21 protein-coding genes and 2 pseudogenes are annotated in these 22,014 nt (G+C 47.8%); 18 read left to right on the top strand and 5 right to left on the bottom strand.

Annotated features, from left to right (window positions below):
• Positions 1–80: 80 nt before the first annotated feature.
• Genes G5S52_RS02095 through G5S52_RS02045 form a run of 11 tightly spaced genes read left to right on the top strand, consistent with a single transcriptional unit; the run spans position 81 to position 9,396 of the window.
• Positions 81–1,040, top strand: coding sequence for a YbgA family protein (locus G5S52_RS02095; RefSeq protein WP_165011581.1), 960 nt, complete (start codon positions 81–83; stop codon positions 1,038–1,040).
• A complete protein-coding gene (locus G5S52_RS02090; protein ID WP_165011580.1) occupies positions 1,030–1,869 on the top strand; it encodes a MerR family transcriptional regulator in 840 nt (279 codons plus the stop codon). The genes G5S52_RS02095 and G5S52_RS02090 overlap by 11 nt, the downstream gene beginning before the upstream one ends.
• Before the next feature lie 13 nt (positions 1,870–1,882).
• A complete protein-coding gene (gene phrB, locus G5S52_RS02085) occupies positions 1,883–3,334 on the top strand; it encodes a deoxyribodipyrimidine photo-lyase (RefSeq protein WP_165011579.1) in 1,452 nt (483 codons plus the stop codon).
• Positions 3,331–3,780, top strand: a complete 450-nt coding sequence (locus G5S52_RS02080) for a nuclear transport factor 2 family protein (protein WP_165011578.1) — start codon at positions 3,331–3,333, stop codon at positions 3,778–3,780. Before phrB ends, G5S52_RS02080 begins: the two co-directional genes overlap by 4 nt.
• The gene (locus G5S52_RS02075) at positions 3,777–4,505 is read left to right on the top strand and encodes an SDR family NAD(P)-dependent oxidoreductase (protein WP_165011577.1); all 729 of its coding nucleotides are present in this window, start codon (positions 3,777–3,779) and stop codon (positions 4,503–4,505) included. Before G5S52_RS02080 ends, G5S52_RS02075 begins: the two co-directional genes overlap by 4 nt.
• Positions 4,505–5,797 carry an NAD(P)/FAD-dependent oxidoreductase gene (locus G5S52_RS02070; protein WP_165011576.1) on the top strand — a complete coding sequence of 431 codons (1,293 nt, stop codon included), beginning with the start codon at positions 4,505–4,507 and terminating at the stop codon, positions 5,795–5,797. The genes G5S52_RS02075 and G5S52_RS02070 overlap by 1 nt, the downstream gene beginning before the upstream one ends.
• Entirely contained in the window at positions 5,794–6,531 is a 738-nt protein-coding gene (locus G5S52_RS02065; RefSeq protein ID WP_165011575.1) for a DUF1365 domain-containing protein, read from the top strand. Before G5S52_RS02070 ends, G5S52_RS02065 begins: the two co-directional genes overlap by 4 nt.
• Positions 6,532–6,533: 2 nt before the next feature.
• A complete protein-coding gene (locus G5S52_RS02060; RefSeq protein ID WP_165011574.1) occupies positions 6,534–7,772 on the top strand; it encodes an SAM-dependent methyltransferase in 1,239 nt (412 codons plus the stop codon).
• 24 nt (positions 7,773–7,796) lie between these two features.
• On the top strand, positions 7,797–8,333 hold the full coding sequence (locus tag G5S52_RS02055) for a DUF2878 domain-containing protein (RefSeq protein WP_165011573.1): 537 nt from the start codon (positions 7,797–7,799) through the stop codon (positions 8,331–8,333).
• On the top strand, positions 8,279–8,875 hold the full coding sequence (locus G5S52_RS02050; RefSeq protein WP_235956045.1) for a chalcone isomerase family protein: 597 nt from the start codon (positions 8,279–8,281) through the stop codon (positions 8,873–8,875). Before G5S52_RS02055 ends, G5S52_RS02050 begins: the two co-directional genes overlap by 55 nt.
• On the top strand, positions 8,872–9,396 hold the full coding sequence (locus G5S52_RS02045; RefSeq protein ID WP_165011572.1) for a DUF3833 domain-containing protein: 525 nt from the start codon (positions 8,872–8,874) through the stop codon (positions 9,394–9,396). Before G5S52_RS02050 ends, G5S52_RS02045 begins: the two co-directional genes overlap by 4 nt.
• Here the strand turns inward: G5S52_RS02045 and G5S52_RS02040 are convergent.
• Positions 9,393–11,024 (bottom strand): DUF2813 domain-containing protein, encoded by a 1,632-nt coding sequence (locus G5S52_RS02040; RefSeq protein ID WP_165011571.1) that lies wholly within the window; start codon positions 11,022–11,024, stop codon positions 9,393–9,395. The genes G5S52_RS02045 and G5S52_RS02040 overlap by 4 nt on opposite strands.
• 242 nt (positions 11,025–11,266) lie before the next feature.
• On the opposite strand from G5S52_RS02040, the gene G5S52_RS02035 reads away from it, so the two are divergent.
• Positions 11,267–12,172, top strand: a complete 906-nt coding sequence (locus G5S52_RS02035; RefSeq protein ID WP_165011570.1) for a LysR family transcriptional regulator — start codon at positions 11,267–11,269, stop codon at positions 12,170–12,172.
• 65 nt (positions 12,173–12,237) lie between these two features.
• Positions 12,238–12,540 carry a Dabb family protein gene (locus G5S52_RS02030; RefSeq protein WP_165011569.1) on the top strand — a complete coding sequence of 101 codons (303 nt, stop codon included), beginning with the start codon at positions 12,238–12,240 and terminating at the stop codon, positions 12,538–12,540.
• Positions 12,541–12,613: 73 nt separating this feature from the next.
• Here the strand turns inward: G5S52_RS02030 and G5S52_RS02025 are convergent, their stop codons facing one another.
• The gene (locus tag G5S52_RS02025) at positions 12,614–15,295 is read right to left on the bottom strand and encodes a bifunctional acetate--CoA ligase family protein/GNAT family N-acetyltransferase (RefSeq protein ID WP_165011568.1); all 2,682 of its coding nucleotides are present in this window, start codon (positions 15,293–15,295) and stop codon (positions 12,614–12,616) included.
• Complete coding sequence (locus G5S52_RS02020; RefSeq protein WP_165011567.1) at positions 15,270–15,527, bottom strand: hypothetical protein; 258 nt, start codon at positions 15,525–15,527, stop codon at positions 15,270–15,272. Before G5S52_RS02020 ends, G5S52_RS02025 begins: the two co-directional genes overlap by 26 nt.
• On the opposite strand from G5S52_RS02020, the gene G5S52_RS02015 reads away from it, so the two are divergent.
• On the top strand, positions 15,526–16,074 hold the full coding sequence (locus tag G5S52_RS02015) for an SPOR domain-containing protein (protein ID WP_165011566.1): 549 nt from the start codon (positions 15,526–15,528) through the stop codon (positions 16,072–16,074). The genes G5S52_RS02020 and G5S52_RS02015 overlap by 2 nt on opposite strands.
• 259 nt (positions 16,075–16,333) lie before the next feature.
• Positions 16,334–17,334, top strand: a pseudogene (locus tag G5S52_RS02010) (D-alanine--D-alanine ligase).
• A gap of 12 nt (positions 17,335–17,346) precedes the next feature.
• On the opposite strand, the gene G5S52_RS02005 reads toward G5S52_RS02010, so the two are convergent.
• Positions 17,347–18,309 carry a tyrosine-type recombinase/integrase gene (locus G5S52_RS02005; RefSeq protein ID WP_165011565.1) on the bottom strand — a complete coding sequence of 321 codons (963 nt, stop codon included), beginning with the start codon at positions 18,307–18,309 and terminating at the stop codon, positions 17,347–17,349.
• Positions 18,310–18,572: 263 nt separating this feature from the next.
• On the opposite strand from G5S52_RS02005, the gene G5S52_RS02000 reads away from it, so the two are divergent.
• From G5S52_RS02000 to yciH, 3 genes and pseudogenes are all read left to right on the top strand, one after another.
• Positions 18,573–18,926, top strand: a complete 354-nt coding sequence (locus G5S52_RS02000) for a DUF3319 domain-containing protein (protein ID WP_165011564.1) — start codon at positions 18,573–18,575, stop codon at positions 18,924–18,926.
• Positions 18,927–19,120: 194 nt separating this feature from the next.
• Positions 19,121–19,273 (top strand): annotated as a pseudogene (locus G5S52_RS24145) (DUF3319 domain-containing protein); the annotation flags it as partial.
• 261 nt (positions 19,274–19,534) lie between these two features.
• Complete coding sequence (gene yciH / locus G5S52_RS01990; RefSeq protein ID WP_165011563.1) at positions 19,535–19,861, top strand: stress response translation initiation inhibitor YciH; 327 nt, start codon at positions 19,535–19,537, stop codon at positions 19,859–19,861.
• A 75-nt stretch (positions 19,862–19,936) separates the two neighbouring features.
• Here the strand turns inward: yciH and G5S52_RS01985 are convergent, their stop codons facing one another.
• Complete coding sequence (locus tag G5S52_RS01985; protein ID WP_165011562.1) at positions 19,937–21,448, bottom strand: alanine/glycine:cation symporter family protein; 1,512 nt, start codon at positions 21,446–21,448, stop codon at positions 19,937–19,939.
• Between the last annotated feature and the right edge of the window lie 566 nt (positions 21,449–22,014).

Below are 22,014 nucleotides of genomic sequence, written 5' to 3'. Positions count from 1 at the left end.
AAAATAATTGTACAAGAGTGATCCTTTCTTATCCTTAAGTTGTACAAATATAAAAACATGTATAACTAAGGAACAGCGTTATGACGATCAAACTGGGAGTGAGTGCTTGTGTTATTGGCGATCAAGTTCGTTTCGACAGTGGACATAAGCGAAGTCATTTTGTGGCAAGCGAACTCGAACCTTATGTAGAGTTTGTTCCTGTCTGCCCTGAAGTAGGCATTGGTCTGCCAGTACCAAGGCCTACCATTCGTCTGTTGGATCGCGGCGAACCCATTGGCGTGCGCTTGGTGGAAACCAAAGATGCAGACGCTGACCATACAGCGAAGATGGTAGATTTCAGCAAGAAAAAAGCCGAACACCTCGCGGGGATGGAGCTGTGCGGTTACGTTGTTTGTGCAAAATCACCAACCTGTGGCATGGAACGCGTCAAGGTATACCGTGAGAACGGTTATGTGGCTTCTGAAAAGATTGGGGTAGGTCTTTACACCCAACAATTGATAGAACGCATGCCTTGGTTACCTATCGAGGAAGATGGTCGCCTTAATGACCCTGTGCTTCGTGAAAACTTTGTTTTCCGCATCTTTGCCCTTCGGGACTTCTACGACTCGATGGCTGAAAGACTTTCCCGCCGAGCAATTGTTGAATTCCATTCACGCTACAAACTGGTTTTGATGGCGCACTCGCCATCCGACTACAAAGAACTGGGCAAGTTCGTCGCAGACATTGCCAATCATGATATCAATGATTTTTACGCTGAATACCGCACCCGCTTTATGCAAGCCATTACGAAACGTGCGACGCGCAAGAACAACACCAATGTGTTGATGCACCTACAGGGTTATTTCAAACGCGCACTCGACAAGCAACAGAAAGCGGAATTGGCGGATCTCATTCATGCGTACCGCAGAGGCACCATGCCGTTGCTGGCGCCTCTTACTCTCATTAATCACCACTTGAACCAAAATCCGGATCCTTATCTGGCTCAACAGAGCTACCTGAATCCTTATCCGGATAGCTTGAGATTACGTTATGGACTCTAAAAAGAAATTGTTGTCTATCGGCGAAGTGTCAGAGCGCACCGGGGTGAACTCCGTCACCCTTCGTGCCTGGCAGCGTCGCTATGGCCTGGTCACCCCGCAACGTACCCCAAAAGGGCATCGTCTCTACTCAGAGCAGGATGTTCAACACATTCAGGAGATTTTGTCCTGGTTAGACAAAGGGGTACCGGTCAGCCAGGTAAAAGAGTTGCTTGGGGTAAACCAGACCCATGTCGAGAACGTCCAAAATTTGCCGGAATGGGATACGTTAAAAAATTTGGTGACCAATTTTGAAGTAAAAGCGTTGGAAGCCAGACTTTATGAGCTCACCAAAAACTACCCCATTCAGGTATTGGAATCGAAGCTGTTTGAACCGTTAACCGATTGGTTTGACAAACAAACCTCTGAAGCTGGTGCCTTGTGCGCACAGATATGGCGTGCGCAACTGAACAACGTACTGGTTCACTGCTTGCATATGAACCAGAAAGTGAAGGGCAAACAGAAGTGTTGGATTGTCAGTGTAACGCGGGACCAAAGCTTCCGCTTTTACCTGAAAGCGCTGACGCTTCAGTCGGAAGGTTACACTGTCACCACTCTCGGTGGAGTGGGTGCAGGGTTGTCCATTCTCGGTAAAAGCATGGTGGATAAAGGGGTTTCACGGTTTGTTATTCATTCCGATCAGGCCTTTACGCCCGCGATGAAAAGGGAGATTGCCGAATTAATGATGTCGGCTGATCTCCAGGTAGAAGTATCCGGTGAATGCACCAAGATTCACCCAGAACTCGCAATGGCAAGCATGGGCTTGGCCAATAGACCACATAACAGCATGTAGAGGGAGCGTAAGGATGAAGCTGGTTTGGTTTAGGAGAGACCTCCGAATAAAGGATAACATCGCGTTGACCGAGGCGTGCCGAAGTGGTGAGCCTGTGATTGCCATATACTATGAAACGCCAATTCAGTGGCGTTCGCATCGCCTGGCCCCCATCCAGGCAGATCTCATCCGCCGGCGTTTAGTCGTGCTTCAACAGGAACTAGAAGCGCTGAAAATCCCTCTGTTGGTGCGTTCGGTGGACACTTATAAAGACATCAATTACTCCCTTGCGCAGTTGTGCCAGCAATATCAAATTGCCGATATCTACTGCACACGCGATTACGAGTCCGACGAAGTTGATCGTGATAACTCGATTGCAGGCATGCTCAGCCTGACAGGCACCCAGCTTCACCGCTTCGATTACAAATGCATCTTTGCGCCTGGCACGGTGACAAATGGAGCTGGCAACACTTATCGTGTATTTACTCCGTTCAAAAAAGCGTGGATTGCCAGAGCAAGAGCGGAAAACATCGCGCCACTAAGTGCGCCAGAACCGGTGCAAACTAATGCGCTCACGTCCTCGCTTCTACGTCAGCTTTGTAATGTGTCTTTCAGGTATCCGCAAAGAGATTCTGTAGGCTGGCCGATTGATGATAGTGCCATCATTCAGCGTTTACGCGATTTCTGCCGCTATCGTGTGGACCAGTATGACACCACACGAGATTTCCCTGCTGTTCCCGCTACCAGTCAGCTGTCTCCATACCTTGCGATTGGTGCAGTATCGCCACGTCAATGCCTTGCGCGATTGCTGGTGGAAGAGCAGAACTGTTTTGAGAAGGATTCAGGGGGGGCCAATGTTTGGCTGTCAGAATTGGTGTGGCGGGAGTTTTATCAGCACATCGTCGCTGCATATACCGATATCAGCAAAGGCAAAGCGTTCCTCGATTGGACCGAAACCATCGAATGGAATCGCGATGAACTGCTGTTCGAACGATGGAAACAAGGCCGCACGGGTTTCCCTATCGTGGATGCTGCCATGCGCCAACTCAATGACACGGGATGGATGCACAACCGCCTCCGTATGATCGTGGCAAGCTTCCTGGTGAAAGACCTTCACATAGACTGGCGTTGGGGTGAGCAGTACTTCATGACTAAGTTGATTGATGGCGATTTTGCCGCAAATAACGGCGGTTGGCAGTGGTCTGCATCGGTAGGCACCGATGCCCAGCCTTATTTTCGTGTGTTTAATCCCACAGCTCAAAGCAAAAAATTTGATCCTAACGTGCGTTTCATCCGTAGATGGTTGAAAGAACTAGAGTCTGTTCCAGACAAGTCGCTTCACGAACCTCATGTTTGGGCAGAGAAAAACGGTATAGAGCTCTCCTATCCGAAACCGGTCGTTGACCACAAGTTGGCAAGAGAGAGAGCCATACAAATGTTCGAGATGGCGAAGAGCTATCAGAACACGCACAGGGCAGAATCATGATCCAAACAGCAGCCACATCACAGAGCGACACACTAGACAGGTTCATCACTGTCTACACATCTCTGCGCAAGGACAACCTGAACTCCTTGGATGAAATCTACAGCCAAGATGTTGTGTTTGAAGACCCCGCTCACCGCATTGAGGGGTACCACAATCTTTCACGGTATTTCGAATCCATGTACACCAATGTTACTGATTGTCGCTTCGACATCCACGACCATGCTGTCAACGGTGACGTTGCCTTCATCAGTTGGACCATGACGTTATCTCACCCTAAGCTGGAAGGCGGCGCTGAGCGTGCAGTCAAAGGATGCACGCGACTTGTGTTGAAAGAAGGGCGTGTGGTTGTGCACCGCGACTATTTCGATTTGGGTGAAATGCTTTACGAAGCGCTACCTGTGCTCGGCTCTGCCGTTAAAATGATCAAAAAGAGATTGGGCCAATGAAACGTGTACTCATTACAGGGGCGACATCGGGCATTGGTTTGCAGTTGGCCAAAGACTATGCCGCTGATGGCTGGAATGTCACGGCGTGCGGCAGAAACGTGATTGCTTTGCTTTCCTGGTCGAAAGAGCGTGACAACGTCACTGTTCTGAGTTTTGATGCGACGGATGCCGAGGCTACCAAGCAGGCGTTGACCCAAAACGAAACGTCTTATGATCTCATTATCCTGAATGCTGGCACCTGTGAGTACATTGATCACGGTGAAATTGATGTGTCGCTGTTTAGACGCGTTTTCGATATCAATCTATTTGGCGTATTGAACTGTATAGAAGCGCTTCAGAGTAAGTTTCAAAAAGGTACCCATTTAGCTCTAATGGGCTCTACTGCAGCGTATCTTGGTCTTCCCAGAGCGGAAGCATACGGCGCATCCAAAGCGGCAATTTCCTATCTGGCTCGCTCTCTCTCGGTAGATTTAGAAAATAAAGGGGTGACAGTGTCACTTATCTCGCCCGGTTTTGTGAAAACACCGCTCACCGACAAGAACGACTTCGCTATGCCGATGCTGGTGACGCCTGAAGAAGCGTCAGAATCTATTCGTCATGGGTTGGCTAAAAAGAAAGTAGAGGTGCACTTTCCTAAGAAGTTCAGCTACTTCCTAAAATTTCTGTCTACACTGCCAATGGCAATGCAACTCGCGCTGGTAAGAAAAATTACAAGGAAAGCATAATGAAAATTGCAATTATTGGCTCAGGCATTTCTGGCCTGACGTGTGCGCACTACCTGCATAAAGAACATGACATCACGCTTTTTGAATATAACGACTACATCGGTGGACACACCGCAACCGTAGATGTTGAAGTCGACAGCGGTCACTACGCGATTGATACCGGCTTTATCGTTTTTAACGATCGTACCTACCCAAATTTTCAGCGCCTGATGGCGGACATCGGCATCGGTGCGCAAGAAACTGAAATGAGCTTCAGCGTTCACAATGACGATAATGGGCTCGAATATAACGGCCATAGTGTGTCTTCTCTATTTGCCCAGAAACGTAATCTTTTTAACCCGCAGTTCTATAAGTTCATCTCCGAAATTCTGCGATTCAATAAAGAGGCGCGTGAAGCTTATGCGGTGTCGACTCATGGTGATCCGCTGATTGAGCAAACGCTGGGAGACTTTCTGACCCGTCGTAGTTTCAGTGAGTACTTTTGCCAGAACTACATCCTGCCAATGGGTGCTGCGATCTGGTCATCGACGCTGTCTGACATGCGAGCTTTCCCACTGAAGTTTTTCCTGCGCTTTTTTGCTAACCACGGCTTGCTGGAAGTGGCAAACCGTCCCCAGTGGTACGTTATCCCTGGCGGCTCTCGCGAGTACGTTCGTAAGATGGTGCCTGCTTTTGAAGAAAGCATTCGTCTCAATGCCCGAGTAAAACAGGTCATTCGATACCCTGACCATATCGTTGTTGAGTCTGAAAAGGGTGAAGAGTACTTCGACAAAGTCATTTTCGCCTGCCACAGTGATCAGGCACTGGCACTCCTGGCTGACCCAAGTCAACACGAAACGGAAGTGCTTGGAGACATCGATTATCAAGACAACGATGTTGTCCTGCATACCGATGAAAAAATGCTGCCAGAGCGTAAAGCCGCATGGGCGAGCTGGAACTATCATCTCGGCAAGAATGACGGACGCGAATCCCGAGGCGCTGCGCTGACCTACAACATGAATATCCTTCAGGGCATCAAGTCTCCTGAAACCTTCTGCGTGACGCTCAACCAAACCGAGCACATAGACGAATCCAAGATCCTGAGAAAGTTCGTATACGCCCATCCGGTGTTTGACCAGAAATGTATCGCGGCACAGAAAAAACGCGAACTGGTTTCCGGTGTAAATAACACCTGGTTCTGCGGCGCATACTGGTACAACGGATTCCATGAAGATGGCGTTCGAAGCGCACTCGACGTTGTGGCAGGCATTAACAGCAATGTTGAGCCAATGCCGCTACGGAGTGCGTCATGAGTGGTGACTCTCTCAGCGGCCTATTCGTCGGCAGTGTTCGTCACCGCCGATTTATGCCGGTAGAGCATATGTTTTCGTACCCGATGTTTATGCCCATGATTGATTTGGATGAAGTCGACTCGCTCACTAAATCGGTAAGAGGTTTCACAACCAAAAAGTGGGGAATGGCGTCGTTTCACAGGCCTGACTACATGGAAGGTCGGGAGGATACGAAGAAAGCGGTTCAAGACAAAATCTACACGCTGACCGGGAAACGCTACAACGGCAAGGTATTAGCGCTTTGCCATCTCCGATACTTCGGCTTGTATTTCAGCCCAGTGAATTTCTATTACCTCTATGACGAGGAAGATCGTTGGACTTATATGCTTGCAGAAGTCAGCAACACTCCGTGGAACCAGCGACATTACTATGCGGTTCCTGCGGGTAGACATTGGGAGAACAACAAGGCATTTCACGTCTCTCCCTTTAACCCGATAGATCAAAAGTACGTTTGGAAGCTGCGTCCTGTTGATAAAACAGCCTTTGTTCATCTCGAAACGCATCGGGAAGGACGGGAGTTTGACGCCACACTCGCCATGTCGAAGAAGCCATTCACTTCGTCTGAGCTCACCAAACTTATCGCTAAAACGCCCGTGATGACGGTAAAGGTCGTGTTTTCGATCTACTGGCAAGCGCTAAAACTCTGGATAAAAGGCGCGCCATTTTACGGTCATCCTGAACAGGCAAAGGAGTAATTATGTATTCAAGTAATATCGAATCATCAGCCTGGCCAGTCACGAAGAAGGATACCTTCGCAAGAAGCATGTTGGTTTCCACGTTTGGCTACCTTGAAGGCGCTTCATTGACCTTGGTCGACTTCGACGGGCAGACTCAAAAGCTGGGTGATCCTAATGCTGATCTTCATGCAGAAGTGATTATCCGCCACCCAGGATTTTACCGTCGTGTGCTGACAGGCGGCAGTATTGGCGCAGCCGAGGCATATATCGATGGTTGGTGGGATTCTCCCGATTTAACCGCTGTCATCCGTGCTGTGTGCAGAAACCTGCCAGCTTTGGATCGACTAGAAAGCAAAGTGGGATGGATTGCCAATATTGCTACCAAATTTGCGCATTGGAAAAATCGCAATACCAAAGAGAACTCGCGTTCCAATATCTCCGCTCATTACGATTTGGGTAACGATCTTTACGAACGTTTCCTGGATCAGGAGATGCTTTATTCCAGCGGTATTTATGAGAGTGACACCGATACGCTAGAACGCGCTCAGTTCCTCAAAATGGATCGTTTGTGCCGACAGCTCAAACTGACGCCTTCTGACCACCTCTTAGAAATAGGTACCGGCTGGGGCGGTATGGCAGTTCACGCGGCTAAACACTACGGCTGCCGCGTGACGACAACGACGATTTCCAACGAGCAATATGAATGGGCGAGAAGTCGTGTTGAGCAAGAAGGCCTAAGCGATAGGATCACGCTTCTAAAAGAAGATTATCGTGATTTGGAAGGACAATACGACAAGCTTGTTTCCATTGAAATGATCGAAGCGGTAGGCAAACAGTTCCTGACGACCTACATCAAGAAGTGTGAGTCTCTGTTAAAACCAAATGGTCTGATGGCCATTCAGGCGATAACCATTGCTGACCAACGTTACGAGCACTACAGCAGCAATGTGGACTTTATTCAAAAGCACATTTTCCCCGGTGGTTTCCTGCCTTCCGTTAGCGTGTTGCTGGACCAATTTACCCGCCAGAGTGACCTTGTGATGCGCAATTTGAAGGACATTGGCCTGGATTATGCCAAGACCCTTGAAGAGTGGCACCAGCGCTTCAATGACAACCTGACGGAGCTCGCCGAATTGGGCTATGACGAGCGTTTCGCCCGTTTGTGGCGTTATTACTTCTGTTACTGCGAAGGCGGATTCAGAGAGCGTACCATCAGCACTGTCCAGCTGGTGTTAAGCCGTCCTGATTGGCGCGAGTAGTTTCGATGTAAGTAAGGGGGAAGTATGCGAGTTGTCTTGATATCACTGGCGTTCAATGCTTACTGGTTCGCTGCTGTGCTGGGTCAAAACAGCATGCTTCCTTTCCTGGTGCTTGCCCTTATCGGTGCTGTGTTGCTCGATAGAGGCGTGTTGTTTGCTACGCCGCTTTTTACGCTGATCGGTGTGGCAGGCGACAGCGTATTAACCCACTTACAAGTGTTGAATTTCGACACCTCATACATGCCTTTATGGCTTGGGTTCCTCTGGGCAGGATTTGGAACGTACATCTGGCTGGTTCGTGATTGGCTGATGGAAAAGCCGCTTTGGCTACTAGCCATTGTTGGTGCTGTCGGTGGAGCAGGGAGCTACCTAGGAGGAGAGCGCCTTGGCGCGGTTGAGTTCTCTATGACGCTTGTAAACACTGCCCTTGTCCTTGCTGCTGCTTGGTTCATCTACAGTGTTGTTTTTCTTGTCATCTTAAAACGTCTTTCAGGGAAGGGGGAGGCATGTTCAAAATCACATCTTTCCATGACGGGAAAGTCGCTGGCCGAAAAAGAATAACGGCACTTTTTTCTGCGTTCGTCATAGCGTTCACGCTGTCTGCACCAATAACAGCCAGCCCCACAGGTATGCAAACCTCAGAAGATTGGGCTTGGTGGAAACCTGTTGGCGCGGCATCTCTGACTTGGGGATTCTGGAAAATCTATGACAGCGAACTCCGCACGCCAAGTGGTCAGTTCGAACCCGCCAATGGTGATCCGCTGGCGCTTGTCATTACATACAGCCGCGACATTGATGCGGACGATCTTCTCGATGCAACAGTAGAACAGTGGGAACACCTTGGATTCAGTCAACAGCAGATTGAAGCATGGTTGCCGAACATGGAGGGCGTATGGCCGAACGTCAAAGAGGGAGACAGACTGATCTATGTGCTTTCCCAGGACAAAGGCCAGTTTTTCTATCAACCCAAACAAGGAAAAGCAGAGCCAACAGGCACCTTGAACAATGCCAACCTCGCCAATGCTTTTTCCGCGATTTGGCTATCACCAGCCACTGCCTACCCATCACTTCGTCTTGCTTTAATTGGAGGAAATTCTGAGTGAAGAAACTCATCGCTGCTTTTGCATTGATCACCGCATTGGTTGGTTGTTCAGCGTCGTTAGAAGATTACAAAGCGACGAGTCCCGCCTTTAATCTGTTTGAGTATTTTGAAGGAGAGACCTTGGCTTGGGGAATGGTGCAGGATTATACCGGGAAGCAAACCCGTCGTTTTGAAGTCAGCATCGTCGGCACCGTTGAAGGTAACAAAATCACCTTGGATGAAGACTTTGTTTTTGATGATGGTGAAAAACAAAAACGGATTTGGACTATCACTCGGCTCGAAGACGGCAGCTATGAAGGCACGGCGGGTGATGTTGTGGGAATCGCAACGGGAAGTGAATCTGGCAATGCCTTGAACTGGATTTACGATCTCAGTGTGGAAGTCGGCGACAGTACGTATGTGTTGACACTCGACGACTGGCTTTATCGTCAGGACGAAAAGCGTGCTTTCAATCTAACCTCAATGAAGAAGTTTGGTATTGAGGTAGGAAGGATCTCCATCTTCTTCGAGAAGCAGGATTAACCCGCTCCCCGCGCCATACTCACCACCCGCTGCACAATCCATCTGAGAAGCAGCGGGATATCATCTTCTAAATGTTGCTCCGTGTATTCGATGATAGCCAATGCAGCATCGGGTTTGGCGTACTTTTTCAATGCACGCGCAATGATTTTCTTAGGAGCAATGTAGGTATTACCCTCAATATGCGCCATTTCCCGGAACAGCGGTTCGTATCCGTGGTTAAACAGGTAATGCTCGATGTCTCTGTCTGGAAGCACAGTCAGTCGGTGCTTTTCCTTTTCCCCGTCTAGTTTGCTCCGCGCTGTGTGGGCATATTTTTGGCCTGCCATGTCACCGTCTGCAATCACATGCCATTCCATGCCCAAAGCAATCGCGAGTTTGATAAGGGGTTTCAAGCCACTCTGAGCAAACTCTATCAGTTGGACACCTTCCGCCGCTAAGTCATAGCCTTGAATGCGTGCCATCTCATTGAACAGCCAAACTTCTGTTTCACCTTCTACCAGAAGCCAACATCGAGCGAATAGGGCGCTTGGGCGGTGAAAACGGACATGAAAAGACACTCTACGTTCTTCGTCTTTGCTTAAACGATTCGGTGGAACTTGATGGGATTCTGTTTGTGTCGCGCCACGTTCCAAACGTCGAATACTGTTGAGTGGCACTGCAGATAGTAAATCACCACTGTTGGTGGTCAGGATTTTCTGCATTGGCATGATGCTGATAAGTCGCCACGCCTGATTAAGCAGGGTTGGATGTAGTCGACTTTCCGGATCTTCGAAGATCACAATAGGACGCGCGTTGGCTTTGAGTTGTTTTGGCCCACGGGCACGAACGAAAGTACTTAGCAAACCCATTAACAAAAGACGGCTGTGATTAGAGGTGTTATTGGCCACCATCTCAAGTGGATGCACATAATTCGCACGCATGTTCAGGTGTCGGGAAGGTTCGATTTCCGCGGGTGAACGGTTATGGCTGTCAAACGCAAAGTAATGGTCGAGCAACGTTCTCATGGCCTTCAAGCCGCTGCGGACTTCGCCTTTATTCACGTGACCGGGTTTCTGCTGCAGTCGTTTAACCGTATTTTCCAGCCGTTTTTCCAGCCTGGTTTTGTTGCCATTCAAATCAAGGTCGCTGTCGCGTAAACGACGTGCATCCTGAATACGGATAATAGGATGCAAAAGAATCAGCTTACGGGCGAGGGCTTCACTGTTTGGGGTCTCAATGACCTTTCCTTGCTCATCGAGAAAGTCGCGGGAAATGGTGATCTTGCCGTCAACGTGAAGCGCATTAATGTGGAAATCTAGCCGCCGAAGTCCGTTGTTGTCAGTTCCGTTCCATACTTCATTGAACTGGCGGTAACGGCGCGCTCTATGCTCACCGGAAAAGGCCTCAATCCAACGAAAAATGATCTGGATTTGGTTGGTTTGCGCGTTGCCAAGCGTATGGTCAATATGGAAATCAGAGCGGACAAATTCGTAATGCTCACCTGATGAGGGTAAACAAAGGGAAAGGGCGTCTAACAGTGAACTTTTACCCCACGCATTTTCGCCGATGAGCACGGTAAGCTCATCAAGACTTAAAGACAGGCGGCGAATGCCTCTGAAACCAGAAATCTCAATGCGGTCTAACTTCATAATCACCTCTTTATTAAGCCTAAGACACATAACGAGCGAGTGGAGGTGTGTGTTTCACGGATTTACTGATGTAGAAGATTTTTCTGTTTTCTATCAGCTGATTGTGACACATTTGAAATAGTCATAATTTTTGGTGTATCCCGAAACGAATACAAAATGGCTCTTATCGGGTCATATAAAGACCTAAGCCCGAAACAACATCAAAAATGGCTTTGGAACTAGAACAAGGAACGAATTAACCCATGCTATCTTTCGAAGCTCTTCAAGTACTGGATGCTATCGACCGCAAAGGAAGCTTTGCGGCTGCAGCTGAGTCTCTTAATCGCGCGCCTTCCTCTTTAAGTTATCAGGTTCAAAAGCTCGAACAGGAGCTGGATTTGGTGATTTTCGACCGCTCCGGTCACAAAGCGATTTTCACCGATGCAGGGAAATTGCTGCTTGAAAGAGGCAGGATTCTGATGAATGCCGCCGATGAATTGGTGGCGGATGCTAAGTCTCTGGCTCATGGTTGGGAGTTGGATATCACCATTGCATTTGATGGTTTGCTCACTGCGAGACACTTTTTCCCGCTGGTGGATAAGTTGGGTAGAGAGGCCAGCACGCGTGTTCGTTTGCAGGAAGAAATCCTCGCTGGCGCCTGGGAATCTCTGGAAGAGGACCGCACGGATATTCTCATTAGCCCCAAACCGCCTGCTGCGCCTCCAGGGATTAAAATGCAGGAAATCGGCTTTTCAGATGGCTATTGGGTAGCGGCTGCGAATCATCCTATTCACCGTCATTCCAATCCTTATGATGCGGATGTTCGCCGTCTCTATCGCAGTATTTCGGTTGCAGATTCTGCGCGAAATGCCAAGACGTATACATTCAATATCCTAGATGAACAGCCACGCCTAACGGTTTCTTCGATGACGGAGAAATACCACGCTATTCTGGACGGTTATGGTATCGGAACCATGCCAGACTGGTGGGTGAATAAAGATATTGAAGAAGGGCGCTTGAAAGTCATCAAAGGCAGCGAACCTTACAAGCTCTATTGGGTAATGGCTTGGAAACGCAACCGTATGGGAAATGCGAAGAGCTGGATGATCCGCGAAATTCCGCGATTACTAAAAGTGATTCAGCCAATCCCGTCAGAGAAAGTAGGATAAACAGGACTTGAGGTTTTCTTTCACCTCAATGGAAATCGCCTTTAAATCACTGCATGGAGCACCTCATGATCAGACACTTGCTGTTGGTAAAATTCAAACCGACTTCTAATGAAGCCGATCACGAAGAAATCCGCGAAGAGTTTATGTCTATGCCCGAACGTGTTGAAGGCGTCGTCTCTGTTGAATGGGGGGAGAATGACAGCCCAGAAGGGAAAAACGAAGGTTACACCCATGTTGTCTTCATGACCTTTGCTGATGAAGAAGGGCGACAGAATTATTTGTTTCACCCTGAACACGAGGCGTTGAAAGCAGTGTTTGTTCCGCACATTGAAGACATCATTGTGGTGGATTACACCTTACCTGCCTGAGATGGACTATTGAGATAACAAAAAGCCGCATTATGCGGCTTTTTTGGGTTTTGACTGCGTGTTCCGGAAGTGCTTACAGTGCCATGTCCATCTCGACGATGCCGTCTTGCAATTGCACGTCAATCTCAAAGCCCACTTTCTGAGCCAGTGCAATCATTCCGGAGTTTGATGGCATGGTCATACCGTTGAAACGTTTGATGCCACTCACCCGACCATAGCTGATCACCTTCTCCATTAAAATACGGCCTAGGCCCATTCCTTTAAGATCAGAGCGAACCAACACGGCAAACTCAGCATCTGTATGGTCTGGGTTAGCAAGCGCCCGGACAACGCCCAGAATTTCATCGCTTCCATCTTCCAAACGGTGAACGGCGACAAAGGCCATCTCGCGGTCGTAATCAATTTGCGTTAGATTCGCCAAGGCTTCGTGGTTCAACTCGCCCACATCTGAGAAAAAACGCTTGTAGAGATCTTCAACAGAGACGTGCTCGATAAAGGCCTTATGGTTAGGCTCGTCCTCCGGAAGAATAGGACGCAGCAGAATGGCTCGGCCATCTTTCAGTTCGGCACGTTGTTCCAACTCTTTCGGGTAAGGGCGAATCGCCATTCGGGTGCTGCCATCGCCATCAAAGGGGCTCAGCTTGATAGAAGCATCCAACACAGTGAAGCTGTCGCCGGTCACGAGTAATGGGTGGATATCCAGTTCAGTGATTTCAGGAAAATCAATCAAAACCTGTGACAGTGTCACGAGAAAGTGGCAAAGCGCATTGACATCTAAATTGTACGGATGGCCCCGTTGGCGTAGCTTTCCACTCTTAATGGCACCAATGACCAAATACCTTGCAAGCGCCATGTTGAGTGGTGGAATGGCTACGGCAGCATCTCGGTTTACATCCCACTCAGAGCCGCCTTCACCCAATAGAATTACTGGGCCGAAAACGGGGTCATGGCGAACGCAAACGCGAAGTTCCTGTGAGCCCGCACGGTTAGCCATGCTTTGGATTTGCAGGCCTTCAATCCTTGCCGTTGGATAGGTCATGCTGACTCGGTTCAACATTAACTGAGCTGCATTAGCCACTTCGGTGGCGTTGTTTAAATCCAGCATCACGCCATTCACATCGGACTTATGTGCGATGTCAGGTGAACGAAGTTTAACTGCGACAGGATAACCAACCTGTTCAGTGATTTGCGCGGCTTCAGCAGCATCAGATGCCAACCAGGTTGCCATCACGTTAATACCGTATTTTGAAAGGAAAGGACGGGCTTCATGGGTGGTTAAGATGCGCAGGTTTTCTTCCAGTGCCTGTTCAATAAGCGCTTTTCCACCTTCAACGTCATAATCTATTTGGCCGATAGAGGTTGGCGTTTCCATTAATTGCTTCTGGTTTCTTCTGTATTCAACCAAGTGCATAAATGCGGTAACAGCACTTTCTGGGGTGCGGTAAGCCGGGAAGCCTGCGTGGGCAAAAGCGAGTCTGGCTACGGTGGCATCATCACTTTCACCTTGCCAGTTAGTGAGAATGTTGAAACGCTTTGCTCGCTGAGACTTTTTCAGCATGTCTGCCAGTGCTTTTGCTGTTTTTAAGCCAGGCGCAGTGACAGAGGGAGAATGAAGAATGAGGAGTGCATCGGCTTCATCACTCTCTAACAGTATTTCAGTGACTTTCTTGTAGCGCTCCGTGTCCGCATCACCCACGATATCGACAGGGTTACACTGAGACCAACTTGCAGGAAGGATGGCATCCAGCTTGGCTTTGGTTTCTTCACTCAGTACAGCCAGTTTGCCACCCATTTCCAACAAGGTATCAACGGCCATCACCGCAGGGCCGCCTCCGTTGGAAATAATCGCTAATCGCTCACCACGCAGTGGCACAGAGTGCGACAGGGTTTCTACTGCCGCAAACAATTCGTGTGTAGTGCGCACACGCAGCATACCGGAACGTCGAATCGCTGCATCGTATGCGCCATCGAGCCCAATTTCATTTTCCTGTAAGTGAGGAAGAAGCGATGCACCTTCCGGCGTACGCCCACTTTTTAAAACCAAAACACGACGGTTACGGGAAGCCGCTCTTGCAGCGGAGATAAAGGCGCGGGCATCTTGAATATTGTCGATATACAAAAGAATGGCGTCAGTTTTACTTTCGCGGCTCAGATAATCGAGCAGTTCGGGAAAGTCGATGTCACTGGCTTCCCCTAAAGAAATAAACGTAGAAAAGCCAATCCGACGGTTACGTGCCCAATCCAAAATGGTGGTGCATACCGCCGCTGACTGGGAAACAAATGCGATATTCCCGCGGTTAGCGGGGATGGGAGAGAATGACGCGTTCAGGTTCAACCAAGGCAGGATCAAACCGAGGCTGTTTGGGCCAATTACCCGCATCGCGTATTGAGAGGCGATGTCTCTCATCACTTCAAATTCGCTGCGGCCGTCTTCTGTTTTGGTCTTTTTCATGCCTGCAGCCAGAATAATAGCCACCTTCACGCCTTTTTCGCCTAACTGGCGAATGAGTTCGCTGTTGCGAGAAGCCTGCGTGCATAGAATGGCGAGATCAGGAACCAGAGGCAGCGCTTCAATGGTTGGATAAGCAAGGATCCCCGCCACAGCCTGATATTTCGGGGTAACTGGCATGATTGGCCCTTGGAAAGCGCCAGACTGTAAGTTGCGAATAATCACGTTACCGGCGCGTCCCTGTGTGTCAGAAGCGCCGATAACGGCAATTGATTTTGGTTTAAACAGCGTATCCAGGCTGGTCATTTCGCTCTCCGACTTGGTAACCCGTAGACAGTTTACTGTTTTTCACGGCACGATGATTCAATCGGTTAGCATGGCTGTGATCCGTAACGAAAAGCATCGCGTGATTGCCCATAACCGCAAAATGATGTGTGACATGTGGCAGATACTTATCAGAGTGCGCTTGGTTTAAGTTGAATGAATGGCGGGGTGGGTACAGAATAAAGGCAGTGGCTCCTAAAAGTAGAATATTCATGAAGAAAATCCTTTCGATCGCTTTCACACTTGTGCTTGCTGGTTGTGCTGGTGGAACCAGTACCACACAGATTTTGACCCAGTCTTCGGAAGAAGAAGTCATGCCAGTGACTGACACCATGGCACCGGCTTCAAAACCAGAAATGACGAAACCTATGCCAAAACCGGTTGCAGCTGAGAAACCTAAAGCGCCAGCGCCAAAACCTGTTATGACGGCTCAGAAGAAACCTAAGCCGGCTCCAAAGCCGGTGAAAAAACCTGCTGTAGCGTCATCCACGTACACCATTCAAGTGATTGCACTGAGCCATAACAAAGGCTTCAGTGAGTACATGAACAAATTGCCTTCCGATAAGCCGGTCTGGTCAAATAAAAAGATGGTTGATGGCTTACCGTGGTACACCTTACTTTATGGCGAATTTAATTCGAAATCTGAGGCACAAAATGCGTTAAAGGCACTGCCGAATGATATCAAGCAATATGGGCCGTTTATCCGCTCGTTTGCTTCGATTAAATCGTCTGCGAACCCTGAAGTTAAGCGTTTGAACTGAATAGCAGTATCGGAATAGTGATTCACAAAAAAGAGAGCTAATGCTCTCTTTTTTGTCGCCTTTAAAAAGCAATCGAGACAAAACGTTGGCTTCTGCGCCAGTGGTCGGCGGGTTTTTGCGCGATCACGCAAAAATTGTCAGTTATTTGCGTTTGATTGAGTGAAAGCGCGAATGTGTTTGGGTATTGTAGGTGCCTCACGGATTGTGCGATTGGATTTGTTATCCCTGAACGAATTACCAGGGCGAAGTAGGAATGGTCATGAAACCAACTCAAGTATTGTTGCTGTGTGGTGGCGGTAGCGCTGAACACGAAGTATCGATGGTGTCAGCAAACTATCTGGAATCTGAATTAAAAAAGCTGCCATCCGTTTCAGTTATTCGCGTTGAAATCACCAAAGAGGAAGGCTGGAAAGACGGTCAAGGACAAGATTGCCGACTGAATCTGGATAAAACCCTCAAAGTCGGTGACGAGATCATTAATATCGATTATGCCGTCCCTTGTATCCACGGCTTTCCCGGCGAAACAGGGGATGTCCAGTCCTTGTTTGAGCTTGCAGGTGTGCCATACATGGGCTGCGATTCGTCAGCCAGCAACGTCTGTTTCAATAAGATCACTTCAAAATTGTGGTTTGATGCGATTGGCATACCCAATACCCCCTATGTTTTCCTAACGGACAACAACGAGGAAAGCATTGAAAAGCAGAAGAGGCTTTTGAGCGTTGGGGGGCGATATTCGTTAAGGCTGCGTGTCAGGGCTCTTCTGTTGGTTGCTATAAAGTGACGGATAAGAAAGCCGTGCGAGAATCTGTCGAAGGTGCATTTGGCTACTCCAATCAGGTACTGGTTGAGAAGGCTGTTCGTCCACGAGAATTGGAAATCGCGGCGTACCATTATAACGGTGAAGTCGTTGTAACGCGTCCAGGTGAGATTGCTTGTCCTGAAGACACTTTCTATACCTATGACGAGAAATACAGTGCGGGAAGCCACAGCCAAACGACCGTAGAGCCAGAAAATCTGACGGAAGACCAGGTTGAGAAAATGCGCGAGTACGCTGAGAAAGCGTTTGTTCACCTGAAGCTCAAAGATTTGTCGCGTATCGACTTCTTCCTGACGCCTGAGGGTGAGGTGCTATTGAACGAAATCAACACCTTCCCTGGTATGACGCCGATTTCAATGTTCCCAAAACTCGTTGAGCACAATGGTCATACGTTCTCTGAGTATTTGGCTAGCTGCATTCGCTCGGGAGTTAACTTCGGCTAAAACCAACGGTTCCTAATCCTTATCCAGCTTACGTTTAAACTTATCCATTGCCTCGTCACGAGCCTGCTTATTTCCCACATATTGAGCTGGCATGGCGGGGCTTTTCCATCTTCCCTGTTGTTGAATCTCTTTGATAGTCAGACCTGAATCTGACAAATCCTGACTCGCGCCAACCCGTGGTGATTGACCCGAAAACGTCAATGTACCTTGAACACCTAACTCTTCGGCTGCGCGCCTGAAAACGCGGTAAATCGATGAGTGATCCATGGGTGCATCACCAAGCTGTTGGTGCTTATTGATTCGGCGCAGCAATGGGCCTTCCGATATTGCCGTCATTTCAAACCATTGTTCAATCAAACCCGAAGCTTCCGAAGAAAGCTCCATGACGTTATCTGAAATGCGGAGCGTATAACCGAGGTCGGTTTTCTCAATGTCGTCATATTGGATAGCAGCCAGTTCGCTTCGTTTTAACATGCATTCGAAGCATAGGGTCCAAATGAGTAAGTCCCGGATATCTTTGAGCCGATCACTGTTGCTAAGTCTTGAATGTAGCGATTGAAGATGATGGTAATGAAAAGCATTGGCTTGACCGGCCTCGTCTGCTTTCTCTTGGTAAAGTTTATTTAGCGTAAAACGCACTTCTCTATGACGAGTTGGATCAGAAAGGGCATGGATACGATGCAACATCGAAATCGTAATGATATAGCGCTTAATGCTGGATGCTTTACGCGTTGTGGCTTTGCTATCCACAAAGCGACGAACAGCGGTGACGGCAGCAGGCAGAGGGGAAACATTCACCTCTCGGCAATATTCAATAAATACCTGCCAATCGTTTTGAAAACTGAGTAGTGAATTCTTGCTATACAACCCGAGTGTCAAAGCTTGCCAATCTTCTATAGGCACATCTCCTTGTTTAAATAGCGAGATGCTGTTTTTGGCTGCTACCGGGTCAGAAATAGGTTCTATCTTTTTCAATTTAATGCACTATAACTTAAATTTGTTAATTCGATTATTCCATTCGTAAGGCGATATGGAAAGCGCGACTGATCACATAAACTCATGAAGAATTGTCAGTATTTCTAGTCTACCAAAAGTCAGAAATTTGGTTGTTAACGCTATTTGGTCTAATTTACATAGTGATACGTATATTGTTGCGTGTAATCCATTTATTTGTATCCAAGATGAAGCCAAAGGAGTGTCGTTGTCAACTTGGATATAGCTCCTTGAGGGGAAGCCTGATGAGAAAGCGCTTATACCATCGTGGATACAACATCGAGTTATCCGATGAAAAAACACATCAATACAGTGCTCGTTTAGGCGGCAAGCGTGTAACAGGCACGTTGCTGGGTGTGAAGCAGTCCATTGATTGGTGGTGTGAAACCAATGTGGTTTGTTTGCCGGATGAATTCGATAAACAAGAATTCAATGCACCTAAAGAGAAGAAGACAGAAGAGTACAAAGGCATTCAAATCATGAATGACAGCCCAGAAGATGAAAAGGGCTGGTACATGATGGTCAGGGGAAAACTCCTGAAAGGTTCTCTTCCTGCGTTGAAAAATTTTATCGACAAAAAGCTCGTTACCAAGTCTTAATGCTTTTGTTGCCAACCATTTATCGAGTCGTGTTTAAGACGATAAATCTTAGGCAGATGTCACGTTAATTGTCGAACTATCCATTCTTTTTCATTAAAATCGCCCCGATAACAAATTTATACTCAATTTTCTTCTAACTGCCTGATCCTTGGCGGTTAAGTCAATGGGTAAGCAATCCATAGAACAGGTAGCGAATGAAAAAGCGATATTCTCATCGTGGTCATACTATTGAATGTAAGGACGATGTTTATACGTCAATTGTCGCAGGAAGAACGGTATCTGGAACGATGCTGGGCGTAAAACAGTGTATTGACTGGTGGTGCGACACGAGGATTTTCCGAAAACCCTCTGAATTTGGGCGACAGACTTTTCGCTCTGCTCAGGGGCCTTCAACGGAAATGTACAAAGGCATTCAGATTATGAGTGACGATAAACAACCAGGGCTTTGGTACATACTGGTTCGTGGGCAGCTTCTCAAAGGCCCTTTACCGAAGATTAAGCAGTTTATCGACCAAAATGCGCTTTCACGCTAATTCCGTCGTTAACGTATTCTGATAGTGCGAGTTTTGATAGCATTGGTGCTATCAACAAGCGTCAAAGAGTGAAATATGAGAGACGATAACAGCCGCCTGGTGTATTCAACCGATTCCGGGCGTATTAAGGAAGAAAAGCAGGCGCCAGTTCGTGAAAGAGGCGATGGGATCGTTCGGATTCAGCGTCAAACCAAAGGCCGTAAAGGCAAAGGGGTTTGTCTGGTGACAGGGTTGGACATTGATGATGCCGCACTGAAACTAGTCGCCGCTGAGCTAAAGAAAGTTTGTGGTTGTGGCGGTGCCGTAAAAGATGGCGTGATTGAAATTCAGGGTGACAAGCGCGACCAAATCAAAGCGTATCTTGAGAAGAAAGGTCACACAGTCAAACTGGCCGGCGGTTAATTTTCCTTCCAGAAAGACATAAAAAAAGAGATGCCAAATGGCATCTCTTTTTTGTTATGCAAGAGGGGTTTTCGATTAGCCTTTGTAACGTTGGATAGCACCGCTTTCCAGACGCGCCAGGTAATCGTTCATGTCCGCTTTGATTTCTGGAACCAGACGGTACAGACCTACGATGTTAACCAGAGCCATTGCGAAGATCATTGCATCAGAGAAGTCGATAACTGGACCCAGGTTCATCGATGCACCGATAACAACGAAGCAGCAGAACATGATTTTGAAAATCATCTCTGCACGCTTGCTCTCACCGAACAGGTAAGTCCAAGCTTTCAGGCCGTAGTAAGACCAAGAAAGCATGGTTGAGAACGCGAACAGTACAACTGCTACTGCAAGAACCAGAGGGAACCAAGACAGTGAAGCTTCAAATGCTGCTGACGTCAGTGCAACACCGCTCAGCTCCTGACCTTCATACAGCTGGCCGGTAATGATAATAACCAGAGCAGTCATGGTACAGATAACAACGGTATCGATGAACGGTTCCAGCAGAGATACGAAACCTTCAGACATGTGTTCTTTGGTTTTTACTGCTGAGTGAGCAATTGCCGCCGAACCAACACCTGCTTCGTTCGAGAACGCGGCTCGTTTGAAGCCCTGAATCATGGCACCGATAACACCACCCGCAACACCTTCACCAGTGAATGCACCGTTGAAGATTGCGCCGAATGCTGCACCTACTTGGTCGATGTGCATCAGGATAATAATCAGAGCTGCACCAACGTAAACAATCGCCATGAAAGGAACGACTTTCTCAGTCACTTTCGCGATTGACTTGATACCGCCGATGATTACCACACCAACGATAACCGCCATGATAAGACCAAACAACCAGCCTTTATCCGCGAAGAAAGACATGTCGCCACCGGTAACGCCAACAACTTGTTTGAACGCCTGGTTAGCCTGGAACATGTTACCGCCACCCAAAGCACCGCCGACCGCACAAACTGAGAATAAAACGGCGAGGGTACGACCAAATGCTGGGTTACCTTTGTTAGCCAGACCTTTGCTCAGGTAGTACATTGGACCACCGGAAACAGAACCATCTGGGTTAGTGTTTCGGTATTTAACACCAAGGGCACACTCTACAAACTTGGTAGACATACCAAGTAGACCCGCAAGGATCATCCAGAAGGTTGCACCTGCACCACCGATAGAGATCGCCACAGCAACACCTGCGATGTTACCCAGACCAACCGTACCGGAAAGTGCGGTCGCAAGCGCCTGGAAGTGCGAAACCTCACCTGGCTCTTTTGGATCGGTGTAGTCACCTTTAACAAGGCGGATTGCGTGAGTGAATCCACGAACGTTAATAAAGCCCAGATACAGCGTGAATACGATAGCGGCAACAACCAGCCACATTACTATCCATGGCGCTTCAGCATCTAGAAAGGGGAGTGGAACAGAGGAGAAGATCATACCCACGAATGGGTTTACAATTGGAGCGACTATTTCATTGATTGCTTCATCGATCCCTGCCGCAGAGGCTGAGCTCGCAAACAACGAAAGTCCAGCAGTCGTCATTATACGTTTCATTACCGAGTCCTTTTCTTTTTTATATAGCTTCATACTTACCGCAACATGCTGTGTTACATGATTGTTAACAACCATTGCGCTGCGGATTATTTCACGTATAAACATATTTGCAATATATTTCGACCCCTCGATTTTGCATTTTTTATAACAAGATAAAGCGCTCACACTTTTCTAACTTCATTCCCCTTTGATAATTTATTCCGCGAATTTTGTTAGCCTAAAAATAATATCGACAGATGGTGTACAAATAAATATGCAAATATGGTTTTTACTTTCTTTAATTCATTCAGATGCCTGCAAGCGCTTTCTCGTGGGGCATTCGTTGCACCGCTGTAAAGCATGCCGATATAGGGTGGTGTTAACAGATGAATTTAAATAACTATTTCATCAATCTTTAAATGTGGCACATGAAGCAATATTGAGAACCAATTAAATTGGTAAGAAATTAACACTAGAATTAGAAAAGTATTAAGCTGCAAATATTCTGGTCATTCTTATATATGAAACAAACTAAATTCCTAGTAAATGTTTAGGAGAAGTAAAATAGCAAGGTGGGATTGGGTGGT

The sequence above is a fragment of the Grimontia sedimenti genome, assembly GCF_011045095.1.
GTDB lineage: Bacteria > Pseudomonadota > Gammaproteobacteria > Enterobacterales > Vibrionaceae > Enterovibrio > Enterovibrio sedimenti.
This window is presented reverse-complemented; position numbering and strand designations above follow the sequence as displayed.

Coding starts and splice junctions, on each gene's coding strand:
- G5S52_RS02080 (WP_165011578.1), top strand. CDS start 3,331: ATGATCCAAACAGCAGCCACATCACAGAGCGACACACTAGACAGGTTC.
- yciH (WP_165011563.1), top strand. CDS start 19,535: ATGAGAGACGATAACAGCCGCCTGGTGTATTCAACCGATTCCGGGCGT.
- G5S52_RS02090 (WP_165011580.1), top strand. CDS start 1,030: ATGGACTCTAAAAAGAAATTGTTGTCTATCGGCGAAGTGTCAGAGCGC.
- G5S52_RS02030 (WP_165011569.1), top strand. CDS start 12,238: ATGATCAGACACTTGCTGTTGGTAAAATTCAAACCGACTTCTAATGAA.
- G5S52_RS02000 (WP_165011564.1), top strand. CDS start 18,573: ATGAGAAAGCGCTTATACCATCGTGGATACAACATCGAGTTATCCGAT.
- G5S52_RS02095 (WP_165011581.1), top strand. CDS start 81: ATGACGATCAAACTGGGAGTGAGTGCTTGTGTTATTGGCGATCAAGTT.
- G5S52_RS02040 (WP_165011571.1), bottom strand. CDS start 11,024: ATGAAGTTAGACCGCATTGAGATTTCTGGTTTCAGAGGCATTCGCCGC.
- G5S52_RS02025 (WP_165011568.1), bottom strand. CDS start 15,295: ATGACCAGCCTGGATACGCTGTTTAAACCAAAATCAATTGCCGTTATC.
- phrB (WP_165011579.1), top strand. CDS start 1,883: ATGAAGCTGGTTTGGTTTAGGAGAGACCTCCGAATAAAGGATAACATC.
- G5S52_RS02015 (WP_165011566.1), top strand. CDS start 15,526: ATGAAGAAAATCCTTTCGATCGCTTTCACACTTGTGCTTGCTGGTTGT.
- G5S52_RS02050 (WP_235956045.1), top strand. CDS start 8,279: ATGTTCAAAATCACATCTTTCCATGACGGGAAAGTCGCTGGCCGAAAA.
- G5S52_RS02060 (WP_165011574.1), top strand. CDS start 6,534: ATGTATTCAAGTAATATCGAATCATCAGCCTGGCCAGTCACGAAGAAG.
- G5S52_RS02065 (WP_165011575.1), top strand. CDS start 5,794: ATGAGTGGTGACTCTCTCAGCGGCCTATTCGTCGGCAGTGTTCGTCAC.
- G5S52_RS02035 (WP_165011570.1), top strand. CDS start 11,267: ATGCTATCTTTCGAAGCTCTTCAAGTACTGGATGCTATCGACCGCAAA.
- G5S52_RS02070 (WP_165011576.1), top strand. CDS start 4,505: ATGAAAATTGCAATTATTGGCTCAGGCATTTCTGGCCTGACGTGTGCG.
- G5S52_RS02020 (WP_165011567.1), bottom strand. CDS start 15,527: ATGAATATTCTACTTTTAGGAGCCACTGCCTTTATTCTGTACCCACCC.
- G5S52_RS02055 (WP_165011573.1), top strand. CDS start 7,797: ATGCGAGTTGTCTTGATATCACTGGCGTTCAATGCTTACTGGTTCGCT.
- G5S52_RS01985 (WP_165011562.1), bottom strand. CDS start 21,448: ATGAAACGTATAATGACGACTGCTGGACTTTCGTTGTTTGCGAGCTCA.
- G5S52_RS02075 (WP_165011577.1), top strand. CDS start 3,777: ATGAAACGTGTACTCATTACAGGGGCGACATCGGGCATTGGTTTGCAG.